The sequence below is a fragment of the Intrasporangium sp. genome, assembly GCF_036566125.1.
Classification (GTDB): Bacteria; Actinomycetota; Actinomycetes; order Actinomycetales; family Dermatophilaceae; genus Intrasporangium.
The window spans coordinates 25,373-46,323 of sequence record NZ_DATCWX010000077.1 but is presented as its reverse complement, the minus strand read 5'-3'; the positions used below and the strand labels follow the sequence as shown (position 1 = coordinate 46,323).

17 protein-coding genes are annotated in these 20,951 nt (G+C 70.6%); 14 read left to right on the top strand and 3 right to left on the bottom strand.

The window, feature by feature from the left end:
* Positions 1-17: 17 nt before the first annotated feature.
* Positions 18-1,238 carry an MFS transporter gene (locus VIR15_RS04625; protein ID WP_331926300.1) on the bottom strand — a complete coding sequence of 407 codons (1,221 nt, stop codon included), beginning with the start codon at positions 1,236-1,238 and terminating at the stop codon, positions 18-20.
* On the bottom strand, positions 1,220-1,840 hold the full coding sequence (locus VIR15_RS04620; protein ID WP_331926299.1) for a nucleoside/nucleotide kinase family protein: 621 nt from the start codon (positions 1,838-1,840) through the stop codon (positions 1,220-1,222). The genes VIR15_RS04625 and VIR15_RS04620 overlap by 19 nt, the downstream gene beginning before the upstream one ends.
* 34 nt (positions 1,841-1,874) lie before the next feature.
* Here VIR15_RS04620 and hisF point away from each other — a divergent pair, with 34 nt between their 5' ends.
* Positions 1,875-2,660, top strand: coding sequence for an imidazole glycerol phosphate synthase subunit HisF (hisF, locus tag VIR15_RS04615; RefSeq protein WP_331926298.1), 786 nt, complete (start codon positions 1,875-1,877; stop codon positions 2,658-2,660).
* Positions 2,661-2,836: 176 nt separating this feature from the next.
* Here the strand turns inward: hisF and VIR15_RS04610 are convergent, their stop codons facing one another.
* Positions 2,837-3,478 (bottom strand): TIGR03085 family metal-binding protein, encoded by a 642-nt coding sequence (locus VIR15_RS04610; RefSeq protein ID WP_331926297.1) that lies wholly within the window; start codon positions 3,476-3,478, stop codon positions 2,837-2,839.
* An 80-nt stretch (positions 3,479-3,558) separates the two neighbouring features.
* On the opposite strand from VIR15_RS04610, the gene VIR15_RS04605 reads away from it, so the two are divergent.
* From VIR15_RS04605 to gltD, 13 genes are all read left to right on the top strand, one after another.
* Complete coding sequence (locus VIR15_RS04605; RefSeq protein WP_331926296.1) at positions 3,559-4,122, top strand: GNAT family N-acetyltransferase; 564 nt, start codon at positions 3,559-3,561, stop codon at positions 4,120-4,122.
* Positions 4,119-5,966 carry an ABC transporter ATP-binding protein gene (locus VIR15_RS04600; RefSeq protein WP_331926295.1) on the top strand — a complete coding sequence of 616 codons (1,848 nt, stop codon included), beginning with the start codon at positions 4,119-4,121 and terminating at the stop codon, positions 5,964-5,966. The genes VIR15_RS04605 and VIR15_RS04600 overlap by 4 nt, the downstream gene beginning before the upstream one ends.
* Positions 5,963-7,771: an ABC transporter ATP-binding protein gene (locus VIR15_RS04595; RefSeq protein ID WP_331926294.1), complete on the top strand. Its 1,809-nt coding sequence runs from the start codon at positions 5,963-5,965 to the stop codon at positions 7,769-7,771. The genes VIR15_RS04600 and VIR15_RS04595 overlap by 4 nt, the downstream gene beginning before the upstream one ends.
* A 103-nt stretch (positions 7,772-7,874) precedes the next feature.
* Positions 7,875-8,282 carry a phosphoribosyl-AMP cyclohydrolase gene (gene hisI, locus VIR15_RS04590; RefSeq protein WP_331926314.1) on the top strand — a complete coding sequence of 136 codons (408 nt, stop codon included), beginning with the start codon at positions 7,875-7,877 and terminating at the stop codon, positions 8,280-8,282.
* Positions 8,283-8,392: 110 nt separating this feature from the next.
* The gene (locus tag VIR15_RS04585; protein WP_331926313.1) at positions 8,393-9,955 is read left to right on the top strand and encodes an anthranilate synthase component I; all 1,563 of its coding nucleotides are present in this window, start codon (positions 8,393-8,395) and stop codon (positions 9,953-9,955) included.
* Positions 9,952-10,533, top strand: coding sequence for a Trp biosynthesis-associated membrane protein (locus VIR15_RS04580; protein ID WP_331926293.1), 582 nt, complete (start codon positions 9,952-9,954; stop codon positions 10,531-10,533). The genes VIR15_RS04585 and VIR15_RS04580 overlap by 4 nt, the downstream gene beginning before the upstream one ends.
* A gap of 85 nt (positions 10,534-10,618) precedes the next feature.
* Positions 10,619-10,891 carry an HGxxPAAW family protein gene (locus tag VIR15_RS04575; RefSeq protein ID WP_331926292.1) on the top strand — a complete coding sequence of 91 codons (273 nt, stop codon included), beginning with the start codon at positions 10,619-10,621 and terminating at the stop codon, positions 10,889-10,891.
* Between the two features lie 5 nt (positions 10,892-10,896).
* Positions 10,897-11,703, top strand: a complete 807-nt coding sequence (gene trpC, locus VIR15_RS04570) for an indole-3-glycerol phosphate synthase TrpC (protein WP_331926291.1) — start codon at positions 10,897-10,899, stop codon at positions 11,701-11,703.
* Between the two features lie 2 nt (positions 11,704-11,705).
* Positions 11,706-12,953 carry a tryptophan synthase subunit beta gene (gene trpB / locus VIR15_RS04565; protein WP_331926290.1) on the top strand — a complete coding sequence of 416 codons (1,248 nt, stop codon included), beginning with the start codon at positions 11,706-11,708 and terminating at the stop codon, positions 12,951-12,953.
* Positions 12,950-13,750 carry a tryptophan synthase subunit alpha gene (trpA, locus tag VIR15_RS04560; protein ID WP_331926289.1) on the top strand — a complete coding sequence of 267 codons (801 nt, stop codon included), beginning with the start codon at positions 12,950-12,952 and terminating at the stop codon, positions 13,748-13,750. The genes trpB and trpA overlap by 4 nt, the downstream gene beginning before the upstream one ends.
* Entirely contained in the window at positions 13,747-14,754 is a 1,008-nt protein-coding gene (gene lgt / locus VIR15_RS04555; protein WP_331926288.1) for a prolipoprotein diacylglyceryl transferase, read from the top strand. The genes trpA and lgt overlap by 4 nt, the downstream gene beginning before the upstream one ends.
* A gap of 104 nt (positions 14,755-14,858) precedes the next feature.
* Positions 14,859-19,424, top strand: coding sequence for a glutamate synthase large subunit (gltB, locus tag VIR15_RS04550; protein ID WP_331926287.1), 4,566 nt, complete (start codon positions 14,859-14,861; stop codon positions 19,422-19,424).
* Positions 19,417-20,874 carry a glutamate synthase subunit beta gene (gene gltD, locus VIR15_RS04545; protein WP_331926286.1) on the top strand — a complete coding sequence of 486 codons (1,458 nt, stop codon included), beginning with the start codon at positions 19,417-19,419 and terminating at the stop codon, positions 20,872-20,874. Before gltB ends, gltD begins: the two co-directional genes overlap by 8 nt.
* The last annotated feature ends 77 nt before the right edge of the window (positions 20,875-20,951 follow it).

The following is a 20,951-nucleotide window of genomic DNA, read 5'->3' as shown; positions in this document are numbered from 1 at the left end:
CGCCACAACGCTCAGGTTCAGGTGACGCGGCGCAGGTCCGGACGCATCCGCACGACGACGAGGCCCTGCACCACGCCGATGGCAGCGAGCACGATCCAGACGAGTGACAGCCCGCCGGTGACGTCGCGGACCAGGCCCATGGCGAAGGGGCCAACCGAGGCCACGCTGTAGGAGAACAGGAAGGCCATGCCGGTGAGCCGCCCGCTCGCCTCCGGCGTCAGCGCGTAGCGGACGAGCAGGACGAGGGCCAGTGAGAACGCTGCGCCCTGGCCGAGACCCAGCACCACGGCCCACAGCCACGGCGCCGCCTCGGGTGCCGTGAAGATGGCGAGGCAGCCGAGGACACCAAGTGCGGCCGAGACGAGGAGCAGCCGCCGCAGGTCGGTGGCCCGGTCGCTGAGCACCGGCCCGAGCAGCCCCGAGATGACCTGTGCCCCGCTGAACACCGCGCCGAGGTAGCCGGCCGCGGACCGGTCCCAGCCGAGCTCGACATAGGTCGGCGGCAGCCACGTGACCGCGGAGTAGAAGCACCAGGACTGCAGGGCGAGGTATCCGGCGACGAGCCATGCCGTGGAGTGTCGCCACGGCAGCCGGCCGCGACCCCCCTCGCCCTGCATGTGGTGCGGGTTCGCGCGCAGCGTGAACGGGGCCCACACGACCAGGCCAACAAGGGCCAGCAGCCCCCACGTCGCGAGGGACGCCTGCCAGGACCCGAGGCGGTCGGCCAACGGAGCCGAGACGGCGGACGCGAGAGCCGCTCCGCCCATCATGGCGAACATGTAGAGCCCCGTGACCAGCCCGACCCGCTCCGGTGGGAAGAACGCCTTGACGAGGCGGGGCAGGAGCGAGCCAGCCACGGCGATCCCGATGCCGGCCACGAACGTCCCGAGGTAGAGCGTTGCGACGTCGTCGCCGAACCACCGGCTCCCGGTGCCGACGACGACGCAGGCCACGGCGGCGAGGACGGCCGCGACAGCGCCGAGGCGGTGCGCGATCGCGGACGCGATGGGCGCGAACACGCCCATGCAGAGAACGGGCAGCGTGGTCAGGGCGCCGGCGGCGGCGTGGCTCAGCCCCAGGTCGCGCGAGATGGCGTCGATCAAGGGCGGCACGCTCGTGATCGCGGTCCGCAGGTTGCCTGCCACGGCGAGGAGTGCGACCGCGGTGATCCAGACTGGCGGCAGCGGCCTCACCCGGACGCCGACCCCGGCGCCCTCGGTCACGTCGGCTGGTTCCACCCGGCTGACCGTAGACCACGTCTCGTCGTGTCGATGACGAGGTCCGCGCGGGCCCTCGTGTCGTCCGCGGCAAAGATGGCGTCCTCCTGCGCCGCCCAGCGCTGCCAGTGCGGCCGGTACGTGTCGCCGTCGCGCGCGAGGCCGCGCGACATCCGGAGCATCGGGTCGGCGTCCACGAACACCCCCACCGCCGCGTACGCGCGGGCCGGCCCGACGCTGGAGCCGCTCCCGTCGATCACGAGGAAGTCGGTCGGCTCGAGGACGACCGTGCCGTCCCAGCCGCCCGCCTCCCAGTCCCATTGGGCGTATGCCGCTGAGCTCGCTCGCGAGATCGCCTCGAGGACGCGGGTGGCGAGGATCTCGGACGACTCACCGAGCCCGTCCCAGCCCGGGTAGAGGTGATCCATGTGGACGATGGCCGTGGTGCCGTAGGACCTCAGGTCGGCGGCGACGCCGAGCGCGAGCGTCGTCTTGCCCGCGCCGCTCCGGCCGTCGATGGCGACGACCGTCGTGTCGCCGCAGCGTGGCTGGGCGTCCAGGGCCAGCTCGACCACCGCCTCGACGTGCACCGGGTCGGCGGGTTCCGTGATCTGGTCCCACATGAGCGCGACCCTACCCGCGATCTACGCTGACCCCGTGACCAGCCGCAGCACCGTCGCCACCCGCGTGATCGCCTGCCTCGACGTCGATGCGGGCCGGGTCGTCAAGGGCGTCAACTTCGCGAACCTCCGCGATGCCGGGGATCCGGTCGAGCTTGCCCAGCTGTACGACTCGCAGGGCGTCGACGAGCTCACCTTCCTCGACGTCACGGCGAGCTCCGGGAATCGCGAGACGACCTATGAGGTGGTCCGGCGAACCGCGGAGCAGGTCTTCATCCCCCTCACGGTCGGCGGGGGAGTGCGCACCGTCGACGACGTGGACCGGTTGCTGCGGGCCGGAGCCGACAAGGTCGGTGTCAACACCGCCGCGATCGCGCGTCCCGGGCTCATCTCGGAGATCGCGGATCGGTTCGGCGCCCAGGTGCTCGTCCTCTCGGCCGACGTCCGCCGGAGGGTGGACGAGTCCGGTCGCCGGACGGAGGACTTCGTCATGACGACCCACGGCGGCCGCACGCCCGTCGACCTCGACGCCGTCGAGTGGTGCGCCAGGGCCGCGGAGCTCGGCGCCGGTGAGATCCTGCTCAACTCGATGGATGCGGACGGGACCAAGGACGGCTACGACCTCGAGCTGATCCGGCGAGTGCGCGCGGCCGTGGCCGTGCCGGTCGTCGCCAGCGGTGGTGCCGGCCGGGTCGAGCACTTCGCTCCGGCGGTCGAGGCGGGGGCGGACGCCGTCCTGGCGGCGAGTGTGTTCCACTTCGGCGAGCTGACCGTCGGCCAGGTCAAGCAGGCCCTGCGCGATGCGGGAGTCGTCGTCCGCTAGTCGGCTCGGCCCGCGCCAGTCGAATGTGCAGCAAACGCCGCCCGTGCGGGATGAGTGACGGGACGGGGTGGTGCGGCTCGTGCGTGGGCAGGCTGCCCGACCAGGTCTGGTCCCGTCATTGCTCCCATCCCGAGCGGCACGAAGCACACTCGACGAAAAGGATGATCGTGCTCGTCTCAGCCCAGGCCCAGCTTGGACTCGCGGAGCGCTACCACGTCGTCCGCCTTGCCCTCGAACTGCACGTCAGCGTGGTCGCCGCGCCCGTAGGCGAAGAGGACCAGCTCGGCGGGCGCGCCCCGGAGCACGACGGTGCCGTGCTCGTCGGGCAGCTTCGCCGAGTGGCGACCGATGCCGGGGGCGACGAGGACGACTCCTGCCTGTGACCTGCGGAACATGAGCCGAGCGATTCTGCGCAGGGCTCCCCACAGGGCGCGTTGCTCGTGGTCGGGGAGGTCCCGAGGTGCCCAGGACGGCTGGGCCCGACGGACGTCCTCGTGGTGGACGAAGAACTCGACGAGATTGGCCAGCTCGTCGACCCGGGGACGCGACATGGGATTCCAGGCGGGCGCGCCGGCGCGGACCCGGTCCACCAGCGTGTGGTAGTCGCCGTGGGCCAGCTTGTCTCGCTCCCGCTGCAGGCGTCCGCCGAGGAGGGCTACGTAGGCGCCGATGCTGAGGTCGGGGCGAGCGTCGCGGACGAAGAGATGGGCCGCGAGATCTCGCGTCGCCCACCCCTCGCACAGGGTCGGGGCGTCCGGACCGAGCCGCTCCAGCTCGTCACACAGCTGCTGGCGTTCGGACCAGGCATGGCGCGTCATGAGCCTCATCCTCTCAGTCCCCGGATCAGCGGGACCAAACCCGGTGGCAGGCACGGCCTGCCCCGACCTAGGGTCGAGGGATGATCGAGCTCGTTCGCCCCACCAGCCTCCTCGCCGAGGCGTGGTGGGAGATGGTGGACGAGTTCGGTGCCGCGCCGATCCACGGCTCGGCGTACCGCTCCGACGAGCGGGCCGAGCTCGAGCGGCCCGGCGGGCTCGAGGCGTGGGTGGACCTGCTCGCCTCGTACGAGGTGCCCGGGACACCGCTGCCGGAGGGGTGGGTCCCGGCGTCATATCGCTGGATCCTCGACGACGAACGGCTCGTGGGGACCATCACGGTGCGGCACCGGCTCAACGAATTGCTCCTCGTCGTCGGCGGGCACGTCGGCTACGCCGTTCGGCCGAGTGCCCGTCGGCGAGGGGTAGCCACGACCGCCCTGCGTCTCGCGCTGGGCATGGCGGGGCGCCTCGGCATCGACCCCGCCCTCGTCACGTGCGAGGACGACAACGTCGCCTCCGCTCGCACGATCGAGGCGAACGCCGGTGTGCTCGAGGACGTTCGTGGCACGAGCCGCCGGTACTGGGTGCCCACGGGCGGTGCTGTCGGTGCTGTCGGTGCTGTTGATCGGGAGCGCCACAGGTGAGCAGCTCGGCTCCAGCGGCGCCGAAGCAGCCTGCCCCGTCGACGCTGCGTGAGGGCCTGGCCGTCGTTCGGCGCGGCATCGCGGGGGAGCCGCGCTGGTTCGCCCTCGCTGTCCTCGGGGCCACCGTCTACGGCGTCATGACGGGCCTGATGGCCTGGGCCATCGGCTGGGTCGTCGACAAGGCCGTGGCGCCCGCGATCGAGGCTCGCCACGTCACGACGAGCCAGCTGTGGTTCATCGGTGGTGTCCTGACCGCAGTCGTCCTCGTCACCGTCATCGGCGTGGTCGGACGCCGCCTCGCCGGCGGCATCGCCATGTACAACCTCGGTGCGAGGTACCGGCGTGATGTCACGCGGCAGTACCTCCGGCTGCCCCTCAGCTGGCACCACCGTCACCCCTCGGGGCAGCTGCTGTCGAACGCCAACGCCGACGTCGAGGCGACGTGGAACGTCTTCGCCCCGCTGCCGATGGCGATCGGGGTCCTCGTGATGCTCCTCTTCGGCATCGTCCAGATGCTCGTCGTCGACCCGATCCTCGCCGTCGTCGGGCTGACCGTGTACCCGATGCTCTTCGTCGCCAACGTCGCCTTCCAACGGGCGGTGTCCCCGCGGGTGACTCGAGCCCAACAGCTGCGCGCCGACGTGTCCGAGGTGGCGCATGAGAGCTTCGAGGCCGCTCTCATCGTCAAGTCGCTCGGTCGGGAGGACCACGAGACCGACCGGTTCCGTACCGTGACGCACGAGCTGCGTGACGCCAACATCGAGGTGGGGCGGACCCGGGGCCGCTTCGACCCGGCGGTCGAGGCGATCCCCACGCTCGGGACCCTTGCCGTCCTGCTGATCGGCACACTGCGTGTGCGGGCCGGGGAACTCTCGGCCGCGCAGGTGACCCAGATCGCCTACCTGTTCTCGATCACCGCCTTCCCCGTCCGGGCCCTCGGGTGGGTGCTCGCCGAGCTGCCCCGGGCCGTCGTGGGGTGGCACCGGGTCTCGGCAGTGCTGGATGCCAGCGGCGGCCTGCGGTACGGCGACCGAACGCTGCCCATCGGCCGGCCCAGCGCGGTCACGACCGACGACGTGTCCTACGCCTACCAGATCGAGACCGAGGACGGGGGGTCGGGCGTCAACCCGGCCGTCGTCGGGATGACCCTCGACCTACCGGCTGGGTCGACCGTCGCTCTCGTCGGTCCCACGGGCAGCGGCAAGTCCACCTTGACGAGCCTGCTCATGCGGCTCGTCGACCCCGACTCAGGGGCCGTGCTCATCGACGACATCGATCTCCGTCAGGTGCGACGCGGCGGCGTCTCCGAGGTCGCGGCCCTCGTCGCGCAGCAGACCTTCATGTTCGACGACACCGTTCGGGGCAACATCACGCTCGGCGCCGACCACGACGACAGCGCGGTGTGGCGCGCCCTCGAGGTCGCCCAGGGAGCGGCCTTCGTCGGCGGTCTGGCGGAGCGGCTGGACACCCGCGTCGGAGAGCGAGGCGCCAGCCTCTCCGGAGGGCAGCGCCAGCGGATCGCCCTGGCCAGAGCGGTGGTCCGCAACCCGCAGCTGCTCATCCTCGATGACGCCACGTCTGCGGTGGACCCATCCGTCGAGCAGGCGATCCTCTCGAGACTGCGCGAGGCGAGCTCCGGCACCACGGTCCTCGTCGTCGCCTACCGGATGGCAACGATCCTGCTGGCGGACGAGGTCGTCTACGTCGAGGAGGGACGCGTCATGGACCACGGGACGCATGCCGAGCTCCTGGGACGGTGCCCCGGCTACGAACGGCTCGTCACGGCCTATGCTCGCGAAGCCGCAGAGCGGGCCGCGATCGCCGCCGAGGAGGTGGCCCGATGAGCATGCGGTTCGCACCACCTGTCGAGCACCACGGCATCGCGTCGGGGCGGGACCTGACGACGTGGGGCACCCTCCGGCGCGGCGTCCAGCTGTCGCCCGAGCTGGGCAGGGGCATCGGCGTGACCGTGCTGCTCGCCGTCCTCGCGACCCTGGGACGGGTCCTCGTGCCGTTCGTCGTCCAGCGGGTGACGGACCAGGGCATCCTGGCGACAGGCGGTCCGGACGTCGATGTCGTCCTCGCCTACATCGCGCTCGCGCTCGGCGGGGTCGTCGTGACCGTCTTCTCGGCCTACTTCGTCAACGTGCGGCTCTTCCGCTCCTCTGAGAGCGGGCTGGCAACGTTGCGGCTCAAGGCGTTCCGGCACATCCACGACCTGTCGATGCTGACGCAGAACACGGAGCGCCGAGGCTCGCTCGTTTCGCGGGTGACGTCCGACGTCGACACGATCTCGATGTTCGTCCAGTTCGGCGGATTGATGCTCATGATCAACGTCGCCCAGATCACGCTCGCGACGGTCCTCATGCTCGTCTACAGCCCGGTTCTCGGTCTGGTCGTGTGGGTCTGTTTCGTGCCGCTCTTCCTCATCATCCGCAGGTTCCAGGGAATCGTCGGCCGCAGCTACACCACGGTGCGCGAGCGGGTCGGCGACATGCTCGGTGCCATCTCCGAGGCCGTCGTCGGCGCCCAGGCGATCCGCGCCTATGGCGTCGAGGACCGCACGGCACAGCGCATCGACAAGGCCATCGAGAGCCACCGCAAGGCGGCGATCGGCGCCCAGGCCCGTGCCGTCATGGCCTTCACGTCGGGCCAGCTCGTCTCCGGGCTGACCACTGCCGTCGTCCTCGTCGTGGGGACCGTGCTCGCAGCCAACGGGCGGCTGACCCTGGGGGAGCTGCTCGCCTTCCTCTTCCTCGTCAACCTCTTCACGATGCCGGTCCAGCAGGCCACCGAGATCCTCAACGAGATGCAGAACGCCGTCGCCGGCTGGCGTCGCGTCATCGGCATCATCGACTCCCCGGCCGATGTCGCCGATCCGACCGACGGGGTGACGCTGCCCCGCGGGCCGATCTCCGTGCGCTTCGACGGGGTCGGCTTCGCCTACCCGGGCGGGGAGCCGGTGCTCCACGACATCGACCTCGCCATTGCCCCACGCACGAGGGTGGCCATCGTGGGCGAGACCGGCTCGGGCAAGTCGACGCTCGCCAAGCTGCTCACCCGGCTGATGGACCCGACCACGGGGCGCGTCCTCATCGACGAGGCCGACCTGCGCACCATCAGCTTCGCGTCGCTGCGACAACGGGTCGTCCTCGTGCCGCAGGAGGGCTTCCTCTTCGACGCCAACCTGCTCGACAACATCCGCTTCGGGAGGCCGGACGCCAGCGCAGATGACGTCCGCCTGGCCCTCAGCGAGCTCGGCCTCGACGGATGGGTCGCCACGCTTCCGCTCGGCCTGGCCACGGACGTCGGCCAGCGCGGCGAGTCGCTCTCCGCCGGTGAACGCCAGCTCGTCGCCCTCGCGCGCGCCTACCTCGCCGACCCGGACCTGCTCGTGCTCGACGAAGCGACTTCGGCGGTCGACCCGAGCACCGAGGTGCGGCTCCAGCGCGCCCTCGACTCGCTGACGCGAGGTCGCACCTCGATCGCCATCGCGCACCGCCTCTCCACGGCGGAGGCGGCCGACGAGGTCGTCGTCGTCGACGCTGGACGCATCGTCGAGCGCGGGCACCACACGGAACTTGTCGGCCTCGGTGGTGTGTACACCAGCCTCCACCAGTCGTGGTCCGCGCAGCAACGGGCCCTGTGACCCGGTGGACCCGGCCGCAGCGCCGACGGCGCAGGCACGGCCCAGCCAGCCCAGCGGCATACGACTCATGGTTTGGCCTGGGTTCAGGGCGTCGGGGCAGAATGTGCCGGTGACCGAGTCGACCAGCACCGAAACGCCCGCGCTCGATCCCGCCATCGCGGCATTGCTGAAGCGCGACGAGCACGGGCTCGTCGCGGCCGTCGTGCAGCAACATGACACGGGCGAGGTCCTCATGCTCGGCTGGATGGATGAGGAGGCGCTGCGGCGCACCCTCGCTGACGGGCGCGTCACGTTCTGGTCCAGGAGCCGTCAGGCCTACTGGCGCAAAGGCGACACGAGCGGTCACGTCCAGTGGGTCCGGGGCGTCCGGCTCGACTGCGACGGGGATGCGCTGCTCGTCCAGGTTGACCAGGTCGGGGCGGCCTGCCACACGGGCGACCGAACCTGCTTCGATGCCCGCGTCCTGCCCGCGGTGGTCGGGCAGGGCCCGGCTGGACAGTCCGCGGGCTGAGGCCGGTCCCGCATCCCGGATCCCGGGCGGGGCAGGACGCCGGCACCGGGTGCGCGAGAATGGCGCACGTGTCCAACACGACCACGGAGCCGACCAGCGAGCCGACGACTGTGAGTGCCGCGACCCCCTCGCCGGTCCCGCACGCTGACCTGACGTGGGGGACGACGTGGCCGAGCCTCGACGTCTTCACCGAGCTGGCGCTGCAGCACCGTCGGGTCATCCCGGTCGTCAGGCGCGTGCTCGCGGACGCCGAGACCCCCGTCGGCGTGTACCGAAAACTCGCCAAGGACTCACCCGGCACGTTCCTGCTCGAGTCGGCCGAGCACGGCGGCGTCTGGTCCCGGTACTCCATCGTGGGCGCCCGGAGCGCCGCCACCCTGACCGAGCGCGACGGCGAGGCGTACTGGATCGGCGACGTGCCGGTCGGCCTGCCCCGATCCGGCGACCCGACGGCAGCCGTCCGTGACACCGTCGCGGCGCTCGCCACCCCGCGCACCCCCGGCCTGCCACCGCTGACAGGCGGCCTCGTCGGGGCGATCAGCTACGACGCCGTGCGCAGGTGGGAGCGGGTTCCGGACACCGGACGGGACGAGCTGCAGCTGCCGGAGCTGGCCATGATGCTCGCGACCGACCTCGCCGTGTTCGACCACAGCGACGGCTCGCTCCTGCTCGTCGCGAACGCCGTCAACCACGACGCCACGGACGAGCGGATCGAGCAGGCCTGGGCCGACGCCGTCCGCCGGCTCGACCGCATGACCGAGGAGCTCGCCGCGCCGGCGCCGAGCACCGTCGCCACGATCGAACCCCTGGCCGCGCAGCCTCGTAGCAGTCACACGCAGGAGGAGTTCGAGGCGATGGTCGAGCAGGCCAAGGAGGCCATCCGGGCGGGGGAGGCCTTCCAGGTCGTCGTCTCCCAGCGCTTCACCGTGCCGTGCAGCGCCGACGCGCTCGACGTGTATCGCGCCCTACGGGTGAGCAACCCGAGCCCGTACATGTACCTGCTTCGGCTGCCGCATCCCGACGGATCGTCCTACGACGTCGTCGGCTCCAGCCCGGAGGCGCTCATCAAGGTCACGGAGCGCCAGGCCATCACCCATCCCATTGCCGGATCCCGTCCGCGCGGCAAGAGCCCGGAGCACGACGCCCATCTCGCCGAGGACCTGCTCGGGGACGCCAAGGAGCGCGCCGAGCACCTCATGCTCGTCGACCTCGCGCGCAACGACCTCCAACGGATCTGCCGGGCCGGAACCGTCGACACCGTCGACTTCATGTCGGTGCGCCGCTACAGCCACATCATGCACATCGAGTCGACCGTCGTCGGCGAGCTCCGCCCTGAGTGCACGGCGTACGACGCCCTGGTCGCGACCTTTCCGGCCGGGACTCTCTCCGGAGCGCCGAAACCACGCGCCATGGCGCTCATCGACCGCTACGAAGGGGTTCGACGCGGGCTCTACGGCGGGGTGGTGGGGTATCTCGACTTCGCGGGCGACCTCGACATGGCCATCGCCATCCGGACCGCCCTCATCAAGGATCGGGAGGCGCACGTCCAGGCAGGGGCGGGGATCGTCGCGGACTCCGTTCCGCACCTCGAGTTCGAGGAGACCGTCAACAAGGCGGCTGCCGCGCTGCGTGCCGTGGCCGCGGCCGAAGGCCTGAGGCCGGTGGTCCGATGAGGCTCGACAAGCGCCGCGCGGCCCTGGCCGTGGCCTTGCCCGCGGTCGTCCTCCTCGCCCTCTCCACCCAGGTCTGGGTGCGCGGCACGACCGGTGACGTGCTGAGTGGGGGCGCGGTGGACGTCACCGGAGCCGCGGCCGCTCCGGGTGCCGTCGGACTGGCCGTCATCTGCGTGGTCGCGCTCCTCGCCCTCATGACCGGGGGGCGGGTGATCCGGAATGCCTCGGCGGTGGTCATGGTCGGGTCCGCCTTGGGCGCGTTGGCCGTGACGGCGTTCGTGGCGCTACGGCCAAGCGTGGTCGTCGGTGACGCCCTGTCCCGGCAGCTCGCGAGGACAACGGCGCCGGACGCGACCGGCGTCACGACCGGATGGGGCTGGGCTGCGGTCGTCGCTGCCGTGGTCCTCGTCTGCGGGACCGTTGTCGCCGCGGCGTCGAGCCGGACCTGGTTCGGTCTCTCTGCCCGCTACGACCGCACGAAGCCGGCCAGCGGGCCCCGGGGAGAGATCCGCACCACGTGGGACGAGCTCAGTGAGGGCCACGACCCCACCCTTCGCGACGGCCCGGACCGGACCTGACAGAATGACCCGAAGGCGGCCAGGAGCAGCCGCCGGACGACGCAGCGGCGACCGGCACGAGACGCCGACCGGATGGGAGAACGTCATGGAAGAGCAGCACGAGGACCACGGACACAGCGTTGCGGCGTGGGCAGCGGTGGGCATCATGCTGGTCGGCGCAGCCATCGGCAGCATCGCCGTCGTCATCCCGAGCATGCTGCTCGGCATCATCGCCGCGGTGGTCATCGTCGGCGGTGCCATCGTCGGCAAGGTCCTCGCTATGGCTGGTTACGGCAGCAAGCCGCACGACAGCGAGGGCGAGGGCCTCGTCGCGGATGCTCCGGACGAGCGCGGCACCTCGACCGTCGGCAAGAGCTGAGAGCTGTGCCGACGGTTCTCGACGGGATCATCGACGGCGTTCGCGAGGATCTCGCGGGTCGTCGTGCCGCCACGCCCCTTCGTGAGGTCGAGGCCCGAGCCGTGGATGCCGTGCCGCCGATCGACCCGCTGCCGTCCTTCCGGACAGCCCCGGGGGTTGCCGTCATCGCAGAGGTGAAGCGCCGCAGCCCGAGCAAGGGCTCGCTGGCCGCGATCCCGGAGCCCGGGCGGCTCGCCTCGGCCTACGAGGCCGGTGGGGCCAGCGCCGTCAGCGTTCTGACCGAGCCGCGCCGGTTCGGTGGAAGCCTGGCCGATCTGGACGCCGTCCGCTCCGCCGTGCGGATTCCCGTGCTCCGCAAGGACTTCATCGTCGACCCGTACCAGGTGGTCGAGGCGCGCGCCCATGGCGCGGACCTGATCCTGCTCATGGCCTCCGCTCTTGATGACACCCTGCTGCGTGACCTGCACGACCAGGCCACCGACCTCGGCATGACCTCGCTCGTCGAGGTCCACGACGCCGACGAGCTCGAGCGGGCGCTGGCGCTCGGCGCGGCGCTCGTCGGGGTCAACGCTCGCAATCTCAAGACCCTCGAGGTGGACCGGCAGGTCGTGGCCCGCCTCCTGCCACAGCTTCCGGACGACGTCGTCAGCGTCGCAGAGTCGGGAGTCGCCGGACCCTCCGATGTGGCCGACTACGTTCGAACCGGTGCACGGGCCGTGCTCGTCGGAGAGGCCCTCGTGACCGGCGGCGCACCGTCCGACGCTGTGCGGCGGTTCATCGAGGCCGCTCGCGCGGTGTCTCACGAGGAGTGACGATGTCCCAGACCCTGTCCGTGGGGCGCTTCGGCGCGTTCGGGGGCCGCTATGTCCCAGAGGCGCTCATCCCTGCACTCGAGCAGCTCGAGGAGGTCTGGCGCAAGGCTGCCGTCGACCCGGCATTCGTCGGCGAGCTCGAGCGGCTGCACCGGACCTACACCGGACGGCCGAGCATCATCACCGAGGTGCCCCGGTTTGCCGAGCACTGTGGGGGCGCGCGGGTCCTGCTCAAGCGCGAGGACCTCAACCACACGGGCTCGCACAAGATCAACAACGTGCTGGGTCAGGCGCTGCTCACCAAGCGCATGGGCAAGACGCGGGTCATCGCAGAGACGGGAGCGGGGCAGCACGGCGTGGCCACGGCGACGGCGGCGGCGCTGTTGGGGCTCGAGTGCGTCGTCTACATGGGCAAGAAGGACACCCAGCGCCAGGCCCTCAACGTCGCGCGGATGCGCCTGCTCGGCGCCGAGGTCGTGCCCGTCGAGCATGGCAGCCAGACCCTCAAGGACGCCGTCAACGAGGCGTTCCGGGACTGGGTCGCCAACGTTGCGACGACGCACTACGTGCTCGGCACGGTCACAGGTCCGCATCCGTTCCCGGAGATGGTCCGCGAGTTCCACCGCGTCATCGGGATCGAGGCCCGGCAACAGGTGCTGGACCTCGTGGGGAGACTTCCGGACGTCGTGTGCGCCTGCGTCGGTGGGGGGTCCAACGCGATGGGCATCTTCCACCGGTTCATCGACGACGCATCGGTGCGCCTCGTCGGGCTCGAGGCAGGGGGGTCGGGCATCGACTCCGGCAAGCATGCGGCCCGGTTCTCCACCGGCATCCCGGGCGTGCTGCACGGCGCCTTCACGTACGTCCTCCAGGACGAGGACGGACAGACCATCGAGTCGCACAGCGTCTCGGCCGGCCTCGACTACCCGAGCGTCGGACCCGAGCACGCGTATCTCCGGGAGTCGGGGCGTGCGGAGTACCGTCCCATCACCGACGTCGAGGCCATGGAGGCCTTCCGCCTGCTCAGCCGCACGGAGGGGATCCTCCCGGCCATCGAGAGCAGCCACGCCCTGGCCGGCGCGATGCAGCTCGGTCGGGAGCTGGGCCCGGATGCGGTCATCCTCGTCAACCTCTCGGGCCGCGGCGACAAGGACGTCCACACAGCCGCGCAGTGGTTCGGGCTGATCGACGACCACCCCATCGAGCCGTTCGACCAGCCCGGCGCCAAGGGGATGGGGGAGCAGCTGTGAGCGTGGGTCCCATCATCGAGGCGTGCCGTCGTGAGGGACGCGCCGCGCTCATCTGCTACCTTCCCGTCGGCTTCCCGACAGTCTCCGACTCGATCGAGGCGATGGAGGTTCTCGTCCGATCGGGCGTCGACATCATCGAGATCGGCGTGCCCTACAGCGACCCCGTCATGGATGGGCCGGTCATCCAGGATGCCGCCGTCCGGGCCCTCGAGGGCGGCGTGCGGCTCAAGGACACCTTCGAGGCGGTGCGCGGCGTCACCGCAGCCGGCGCGGGAGCGCTCGTCATGACGTACTGGAACCCGGTCCTCCGGTACGGGGTCGACCGGTTCGCCGCCGACCTCGCAGCCGCCGGTGGCGCCGGGCTCATCACCCCCGACCTCATCCCCGACGAGGCGGCCGACTGGATCGGCGCGGCCGACCGGCATGGGCTGGACAAGGTGTTCCTCGTCGCGCCGAGCTCGACCGCGGAGCGCCTTGCGGAGGTCACCTCGAACTGCCGTGGCTTCGTCTACGCGACCGCCGTGATGGGCGTCACGGGGGCACGGACGAGCGTCGACGAGGCCGCGGAGGACCTCGTGTCACGGACCAGGGCGGTCACCGACCTACCGGTCTGCGTCGGGTTGGGTGTCTCCACCGGGGACCAGGCCAGCCAGGTCGGCCGATTCGCCGATGGTGTCATCGTGGGCTCGGCGCTCGTGCGCTGCCTCACCGAGGCTGCCACGCCGCAGGACGGGCTCGAGGCCCTCGGCGCCCTCGCTCGTGAACTCGCCGACGGCGTACGGAGGGGACGCGCGTGATCCAACTCAGCGGCATACTCCCATCTCTTGCGTCCGAGATCCCGTCGCCGACACAGTCGGTGTGGAACGTCGGGCCGGTGCCGATCCGCGCCTACGCCATGTGCATCCTCGCCGGCATCATCGTCGCGGTCTGGCTCACGCAGCGCCGGCTTGCCGCCAGGGGCGTTCCGGCCGGTGCGGCCGTCGACATCGCCGCGTGGGCCGTGCCCTTCGGCATCATCGGCGGGCGGATCTACCACGTCATCACCGACAACCACCTCTACTTCGGGCCCGGCAAGAACCCGGCGGACGCGCTCAAGATCTACGAGGGCGGACTCGGCATCTGGGGTGCCATCGCCCTCGGCGCCGTCGGTGCCTGGATCGGCTGCCGCAGATCGGGCGTCGATTTCCGCGACTTCATCGATGCGGCGGCTCCGGGCGTGGCGATCGCCCAGGCGATGGGCCGCTTCGGCAACTGGTTCAACAACGAGCTGCACGGCGCGCCGACCGACCTGCCGTGGCGGCTCAAGGTCTACGAGTTCGACCAGTCCGCGGGACGAGCGGTGGTCGGACCCGACGGCAACCCCGTCGTGCTCGGTTACTTCCACCCCACGTTCCTCTACGAGGCGTTGTGGGTGCTCGCCCTCGCCGCCTTCCTGATCTGGCTCGGCCGGCGCTTCGACCTGGCGCGAGGACAGGTGTTCGCCGCCTACGTCATGGGCTACCCCATCGGCCGGATCATCGTGGAGAACATGCGCACCGACCCGGCCACCCACATCCTCGGTCAGCGGGTCAACACCTGGACCTCGATCCTGGTGTTCCTCCTCGGCCTCTGGCTCTGGCGCTGGTTCGGCCGTCGGGCCGACGCGCGAGCCGTCCCGGCGGTAGGCGCACCGGGTTCACCGCTCGACGAGGCGGACACGGCGGACACGGCGGACACGGCGGAGGAGACCGACCAGCCCGACGACACCGATCAGGTGGCCCACAGCGTCTCACCATCCGAAACGACTCGTATCAAAGAGTAGGACACGCCGGAGCGGGCAGTATTTTCTCTGCACAGCTTGTGGCCAAGGCCGTCCACACGCCCTCACCCATGTCAGGGGATCGACAACTGGTAAGGACGGTGAAGATGTCGCCGCACACCCGCACGCGTGGACTGTTCAGTACCCATCCCGACGATTCGGGGCTGTACCGTCGCGAGTTCGAGCACGACGCGTGTGGGGTGGCCCTCATCGCGACGATGAGGGGATCGGCGGGCCACGACATCGTCGAGCACGCGCTCACCGCCCTGCGCAACCTCGACCACCGTGGTGCCACCGGCGCCGACCCCCTCGTCGGTGACGGGGCGGGGATCCTGACGCAGCTGCCGGACGCGTTCTTCCGCGGGACCGTCCCCTTCACGCTGCCCAACTCCGGGGCGTATGCCGCTGGGCTGGCTTTCCTGCCCACGGACCCGGCCGCTCGGGCCGCCGCCAAGGCGAGAATCGAGGCGCTTGCGGCCGAGGAGCACCTCAAGGTGCTCGGTTGGCGCGAGGTGCCTGTGGAGGCCGACCTGGTCGGCGCTGCCGCGCGCGCCTGCATGCCGCACTTTGAGCAGCTCTTCGTCAGCTCGGCCATGGGGCGCCAGGTTGCGCTCGGGCTCGACCGGCTCGCCTTCTGCCTGCGCAAGCGTGCCGAGCACGAGGTCGACGTCTACTTCGCCTCTCTCTCGGCCCGGACCATCGTCTACAAGGGCATGCTGACCACGGGCCAGCTCGAGCCGTTCTTCCCGGACCTGTCCGATCCGCGCTTTGCCACCGAGCTCGCACTCGTGCACTCCCGGTTCTCGACCAACACCTTCCCGTCCTGGCCGCTCGCGCATCCCTACCGCCTCATCGCACACAACGGCGAGATCAATACGGTCAAGGGCAACCGCAACTGGATGCGCGCCCGGGAGAGCCTGCTCACGTCGGACATCATCCCGGGTGACCTGGAGCGGCTCTACCCGATCTGCACACCGGGAGCGTCCGACTCGGCCAGCTTCGACGAGGTCCTCGAGCTGCTGCACCTGGGCGGGCGGTCGCTGCCCCACGCGGTCCTCATGATGATCCCGGAGGCCTGGGAGAACCATGAGCTGATGGACCCGGCTCGGCGTGCGTTCTACGAGTTCCACTCGACGTTCTTCGAGCCATGGGACGGTCCGGCCAACGTCTGTTTCACCGACGGCACCCTCGTCGGGGCGGTGCTCGATCGCAACGGTCTGCGTCCCGGGCGCTACACCGTCACCGACGACGGCCTCGTCGTCCTCGCGTCCGAGTCCGGCGTCCTCGAGCTCGACCCTGCGACGATCGTCCAGCGGGGACGCCTCCAGCCGGGGAAGATGTTCCTCGTCGACACCGAGCACGGCCGGATCGTCGGCGACGACGAGATCAAGGGCCAGCTCGCGGCGGGCAAGCCCTACGGCGAGTGGCTCCACGCCGGCCTGATCCGCCTCGAGGACCTGCCGGAGCGGGAGCACATCGTCCACACCGCGGCCTCGGTCGCGCGCCGCCAGCAGACCTTCGGCTATACGACCGAGGACCTGCGCATCCTCCTCACGCCGATGGCGAGGTCGGGGGCCGAGGCCCTCGGGTCGATGGGCACGGACACGCCGATCGCCGTCCTCTCGTCGCGCCCCCGGCTCCTCTTCGACTACTTCACCCAGCTCTTCGCGCAGGTGACGAACCCTCCGCTCGACGCAATCCGTGAGGAGCTCGTCACCTCGCTCTCCACGACCATGGGCCCCGAGGGCAACGCTCTGTCGGCATCCCCGGCGCACGCCCGCCAGATCGTCCTCACGTTCCCGGTCATCGACAACGACGAGCTGGCCAAGATCGTCCACGTCAACGCCGACGGCGACCTGCCCGGCTACGCGACCCACGTCATCCGCGGGCTCTACGACGTGACCGGTGGAGCGGCCGCGATGCGCGAGCGGCTCGAGGAGATCTTCGCCGAGGTCTCCCAGGCGATCTCGCGAGGGGCCCGCTTCGTCGTGCTCTCCGACCGCGACTCGGGTCGCGATCTCGCGCCCATCCCGTCGCTGCTGCTCACTGCGGCCGTCCACCACCACCTCATCCGGGAGAAGACACGGACCCAGGTCGGCCTGCTCGTCGAAGCCGGCGACGTGCGCGAGGTCCACCACGTGGCGCTGCTCATCGGCTATGGGGCAGCCGCCGTCAACCCGTATCTCGCGATGGAGTCCGTCGAGGATCTCGTCCGGTCGGGCCAGCTCGAGGGCGTGACGCCGGAGCAGGCCGTCAAGAACCTCATCAAGGCGCTCGGAAAGGGTGTGCTCAAGGTGATGTCCAAGATGGGCATCTCCACCGTCGCTTCCTACCGGGGAGCCCAGGTCTTCGAGGCGATCGGCCTGGCCCAGGACCTGGTGGACCGCTACTTCACGGGCACCGTGTCGCAGCTCGGGGGCGTCGGGCTCGACGTCATCGCCAGGGAGACGGCCGAGCGCCACGCGACGGCCTACCCGCCCGACGGGGTGTACCAGGCCCACCGCGTGCTCGAGGTCGGCGGGGAGTACCAGTGGCGGCGCGAGGGGGAGCCGCACCTGTTCGATCCCGAGACGGTGTTCCGCCTGCAGCACTCGACCCGGCAGCGCCGCTACGACATCTTCAAGCAGTACACCGGACGCATCGACGACCAGACGGCGCGGCTGATGACCTTGCGTGGTCTCATGGCGTTCAAGTCGGCGGGCGTCACCGGCCGCCTGCCCGTGCCGATCGACGAGGTAGAGCCGGTCAGCCAGATCGTCAAACGGTTCAACACGGGTGCGATGAGCTACGGCTCGATCTCCCAGGAGGCGCACGAGACCCTGGCGGTGGCGATGAACCGGCTGGGCGGACGCTCCAACACCGGCGAGGGCGGCGAGGACATCGACCGCCTCCTCGACCCGGAGCGGCGATCGGCCGTCAAGCAGGTGGCGTCCGGGCGGTTCGGTGTGACCAGCCTCTACCTGACCCACTCGGACGACATCCAGATCAAGATGGCCCAGGGCGCCAAACCCGGGGAGGGCGGCCAGCTGCCCGGCCACAAGGTCTACCCCTGGGTGGCCAGGACCCGGCACTCCACCCCCGGCGTGGGCCTCATCTCGCCGCCGCCCCACCACGACATCTACTCGATCGAGGACCTCGCCCAGCTGATCCACGACCTCAAGAACGCCAACCCGTCCGCACGGATCCACGTCAAGCTGGTCGCGGAGGTCGGGGTCGGGACGGTAGCCGCTGGGGTGTCGAAGGCCCACGCAGACGTCGTGCTCATCTCGGGTCATGACGGCGGCACGGGCGCATCGCCGCTCACGTCGCTCAAGCATGCGGGAGCGCCGTGGGAGCTCGGGCTCGCCGAGGCGCAGCAGACGCTCGTGCTCAACGGTCTGCGCGACCGCATCGTGGTGCAGGTCGACGGCCAGCTCAAGACGGGGCGGGACGTCGTCGTCGCGGCCCTGCTCGGGGCAGAGGAGTTCGGGTTCGCCACGGCGCCGCTCGTCGTCTCGGGCTGCATCATGATGCGGGTCTGCCACCTCGACACGTGTCCGGTCGGGATCGCGACGCAGAACCCGGAGTTGCGCGCGCGCTTCACGGGCAAGCCGGAGTTCGTGGAGACGTTCTTCGAGTACGTCGCCGAGGAGGTCCGAGAGCACCTCGCCGCCCTCGGGTTCCGTTCGATCGAGGAGGCCGTGGGCCAGGTCGGCAGCCTGGACCTCGACAAGGCGATTGCGCACTGGAAGGCGTCCGGGCTCGACCTGGCGCCGATCCTGGCGGTCGCCGACAACCCCACGGGCGGGACGTTGCACCAGACGACCGCACAGGACCACGCCCTCGACAAGGCACTCGACAACGAGCTGATCACCCGCGCGCTGCCGGCGATCGAGAGCGGCGAGCAGGTCCGGAGCGAGATCGCGGTCCGCAACGTCAACCGAACCGTCGGCACGATGCTCGGCCACCACGTCACCAGGGCACATCCCGACGGCCTCCCGGACAACACGATCGAGCTGACCATGGCCGGGTCCGGTGGCCAGTCCTTCGGTGCGTTCCTCCCCGCCGGGGTGACGTTGCGCCTCCTCGGCGATGCCAACGACTACGTCGGGAAGGGCCTCTCGGGTGGTCGGATCGTCGTCCGCCCGCATCACGCGGCCAAGCTCATCGCCGAGGAGAATGTCATCGCCGGCAACGTCATCGGCTATGGCGGCACTGCGGGCGAGCTCTTCCTCCGGGGGGTCGTCGGGGAGCGGTTCTGCGTCCGGAACTCCGGAGTGACTGCCGTCGTCGAGGGTGTCGGCGACCACGGGTGCGAATACATGACCGGGGGCACCGTCCTCATCCTCGGCCCGACCGGCCGCAACCTCGCGGCGGGCATGTCCGGCGGCGTTGCCTATGTCCTCGACCTGCGACCCGAGCTCGTCAACACCGAGCTGGTCCGCCTCTCGCCTCTGCGGCCGGATGACGAGACGACCGTCCGGCGGCTCCTGACGGACCACGTCGCCTGGACCGACTCGCCGGTCGCAGAGACCCTGCTCGATGAGTGGGACCGCGCCCGCGGGCGGTTCACCCTCGTCCTCCCGCGTGACTACCAGCGAGTTCTCGACGTCCGGGCCGAGGCGGTCGCGGAGGGCCTCGACGTCGACGGCCCGGACGTGTGGAACCGGATCATGGAGGCTTCCCATGGCTGACCCGCAAGGCTTCCTCACCACGAGGCAGCGCGAGCTCCCCGCCCGCCGTCCGGTCCCGGTGCGCATCCGGGACTGGAAGGAGGTCTATGAGGAGCAGGAGCTCGGCCAGCTCCAGCGACAGGCCGGTCGGTGCATGGACTGCGGCATCCCGTTCTGTCATCAGGGCTGCCCGCTCGGCAACCTCATCCCGGAGTGGAACACGCACGCCTGGCGCGGTGACTGGGCGGCCGCCATCGAGCGGCTGCACGCGACGAACAACTTCCCGGAGTTCACCGGCCGACTCTGTCCCGCCCCGTGCGAGACGGCCTGCGTGCTCGGCATCAACCAGCCGGCCGTCACCATCAAGCAGGTCGAGGTGTCGACGATCGAGCAGGCGTTCGACCGCGGACTGGTCCGGCCCATGCCGCCCGAGCGACTGTCCGGCAAGACGGTGGCCGTCGTCGGCTCCGGCCCCGCCGGTCTCGCGGCCGCCCAGCAGCTGACCCGCGCCGGACACACGGTCGCGGTCTTCGAGCGCGCCGACAAGCCGGGTGGACTCCTCCGCTACGGCATTCCGGAGTTCAAGATGGAGAAGTCGGTGCTCGACCGGCGCCTCAGCCAGATGAAGGCCGAGGGGACCCGGTTCCGGAGCGGGGTCGACGTCGGCGTCGACCTCACGGGACAGCAGCTCCGCGATCGCTACGACGCCGTCGTCCTCGCCATCGGGGCTACGGTGCCGCGCGACCTGAACGCACCCGGCCGCGAGCTGCGCGGTGTCCACCAGGCGATGGAGTACCTCCCGCAGGGCAACCGCGCCGCGCTGGGCGAGGTGGTCGAGGACCAGATCCTGGCCACGGGCAAGGACGTCATCGTCATCGGTGGCGGCGACACCGGAGCCGACTGCATCGGCACCGCACACCGGCAGGGCGCCCGGTCGGTCACCAGCCTGGAGATCATGCCGCAGCCCGGTGACGACCGCCCTGCGAACCAGCCGTGGCCGACCTACCCGATGATCTTCCGCGTCGCCAGCGCGCACGAGGAGGGTGGGGACCGCATCTACTCGGTGAGCACCACAGAGTTCATCGGGGACGACGAGGGCAACGTCGCCGCCCTGCGGCTCGTCGAGGTCGAGTTCCAGGACGGTCGCCCCCAGCCCAAGGCCGGAAGCGAGCGCGAGATCCCGGCTCAGCTGGTCCTTTTCGCCATGGGTTTCCTCGGTCCCCAGGGTCCCGGCGTCGTCGAACAGCTCGGCGTCGATCTCGACGAGCGGTCCAACGTCCGGCGGGACAAGAACTACATGTCCTCCGTGCCGGGCATCTTCGTCGCAGGTGACGCGGGGCGTGGGCAGAGCCTCATCGTGTGGGCCATCGCCGAGGGTCGGGCGGCTGCCGCCGGAGTCGACGCCTGGCTCACCGGCTCGAGCTCCCTACCGCGCCCGATCGCCCCCACGGAGCGGCCCCTCGCGGTCTGAGGGTCGAGCGTGAGCGAGCTCAGCGGCATACGACCTGTTCGTATGCCGCTGAGCTCCGTCCGCGGGTACCCGCGGTC

Coding starts and splice junctions, on each gene's coding strand:
- VIR15_RS04605 (WP_331926296.1), top strand. CDS start 3,559: ATGATCGAGCTCGTTCGCCCCACCAGCCTCCTCGCCGAGGCGTGGTGG.
- VIR15_RS04620 (WP_331926299.1), bottom strand. CDS start 1,840: ATGTGGGACCAGATCACGGAACCCGCCGACCCGGTGCACGTCGAGGCG.
- trpB (WP_331926290.1), top strand. CDS start 11,706: ATGTCCCAGACCCTGTCCGTGGGGCGCTTCGGCGCGTTCGGGGGCCGC.
- gltB (WP_331926287.1), top strand. CDS start 14,859: ATGTCGCCGCACACCCGCACGCGTGGACTGTTCAGTACCCATCCCGAC.
- VIR15_RS04575 (WP_331926292.1), top strand. CDS start 10,619: ATGGAAGAGCAGCACGAGGACCACGGACACAGCGTTGCGGCGTGGGCA.
- VIR15_RS04610 (WP_331926297.1), bottom strand. CDS start 3,478: ATGACGCGCCATGCCTGGTCCGAACGCCAGCAGCTGTGTGACGAGCTG.
- gltD (WP_331926286.1), top strand. CDS start 19,417: ATGGCTGACCCGCAAGGCTTCCTCACCACGAGGCAGCGCGAGCTCCCC.
- VIR15_RS04580 (WP_331926293.1), top strand. CDS start 9,952: ATGAGGCTCGACAAGCGCCGCGCGGCCCTGGCCGTGGCCTTGCCCGCG.
- VIR15_RS04595 (WP_331926294.1), top strand. CDS start 5,963: ATGAGCATGCGGTTCGCACCACCTGTCGAGCACCACGGCATCGCGTCG.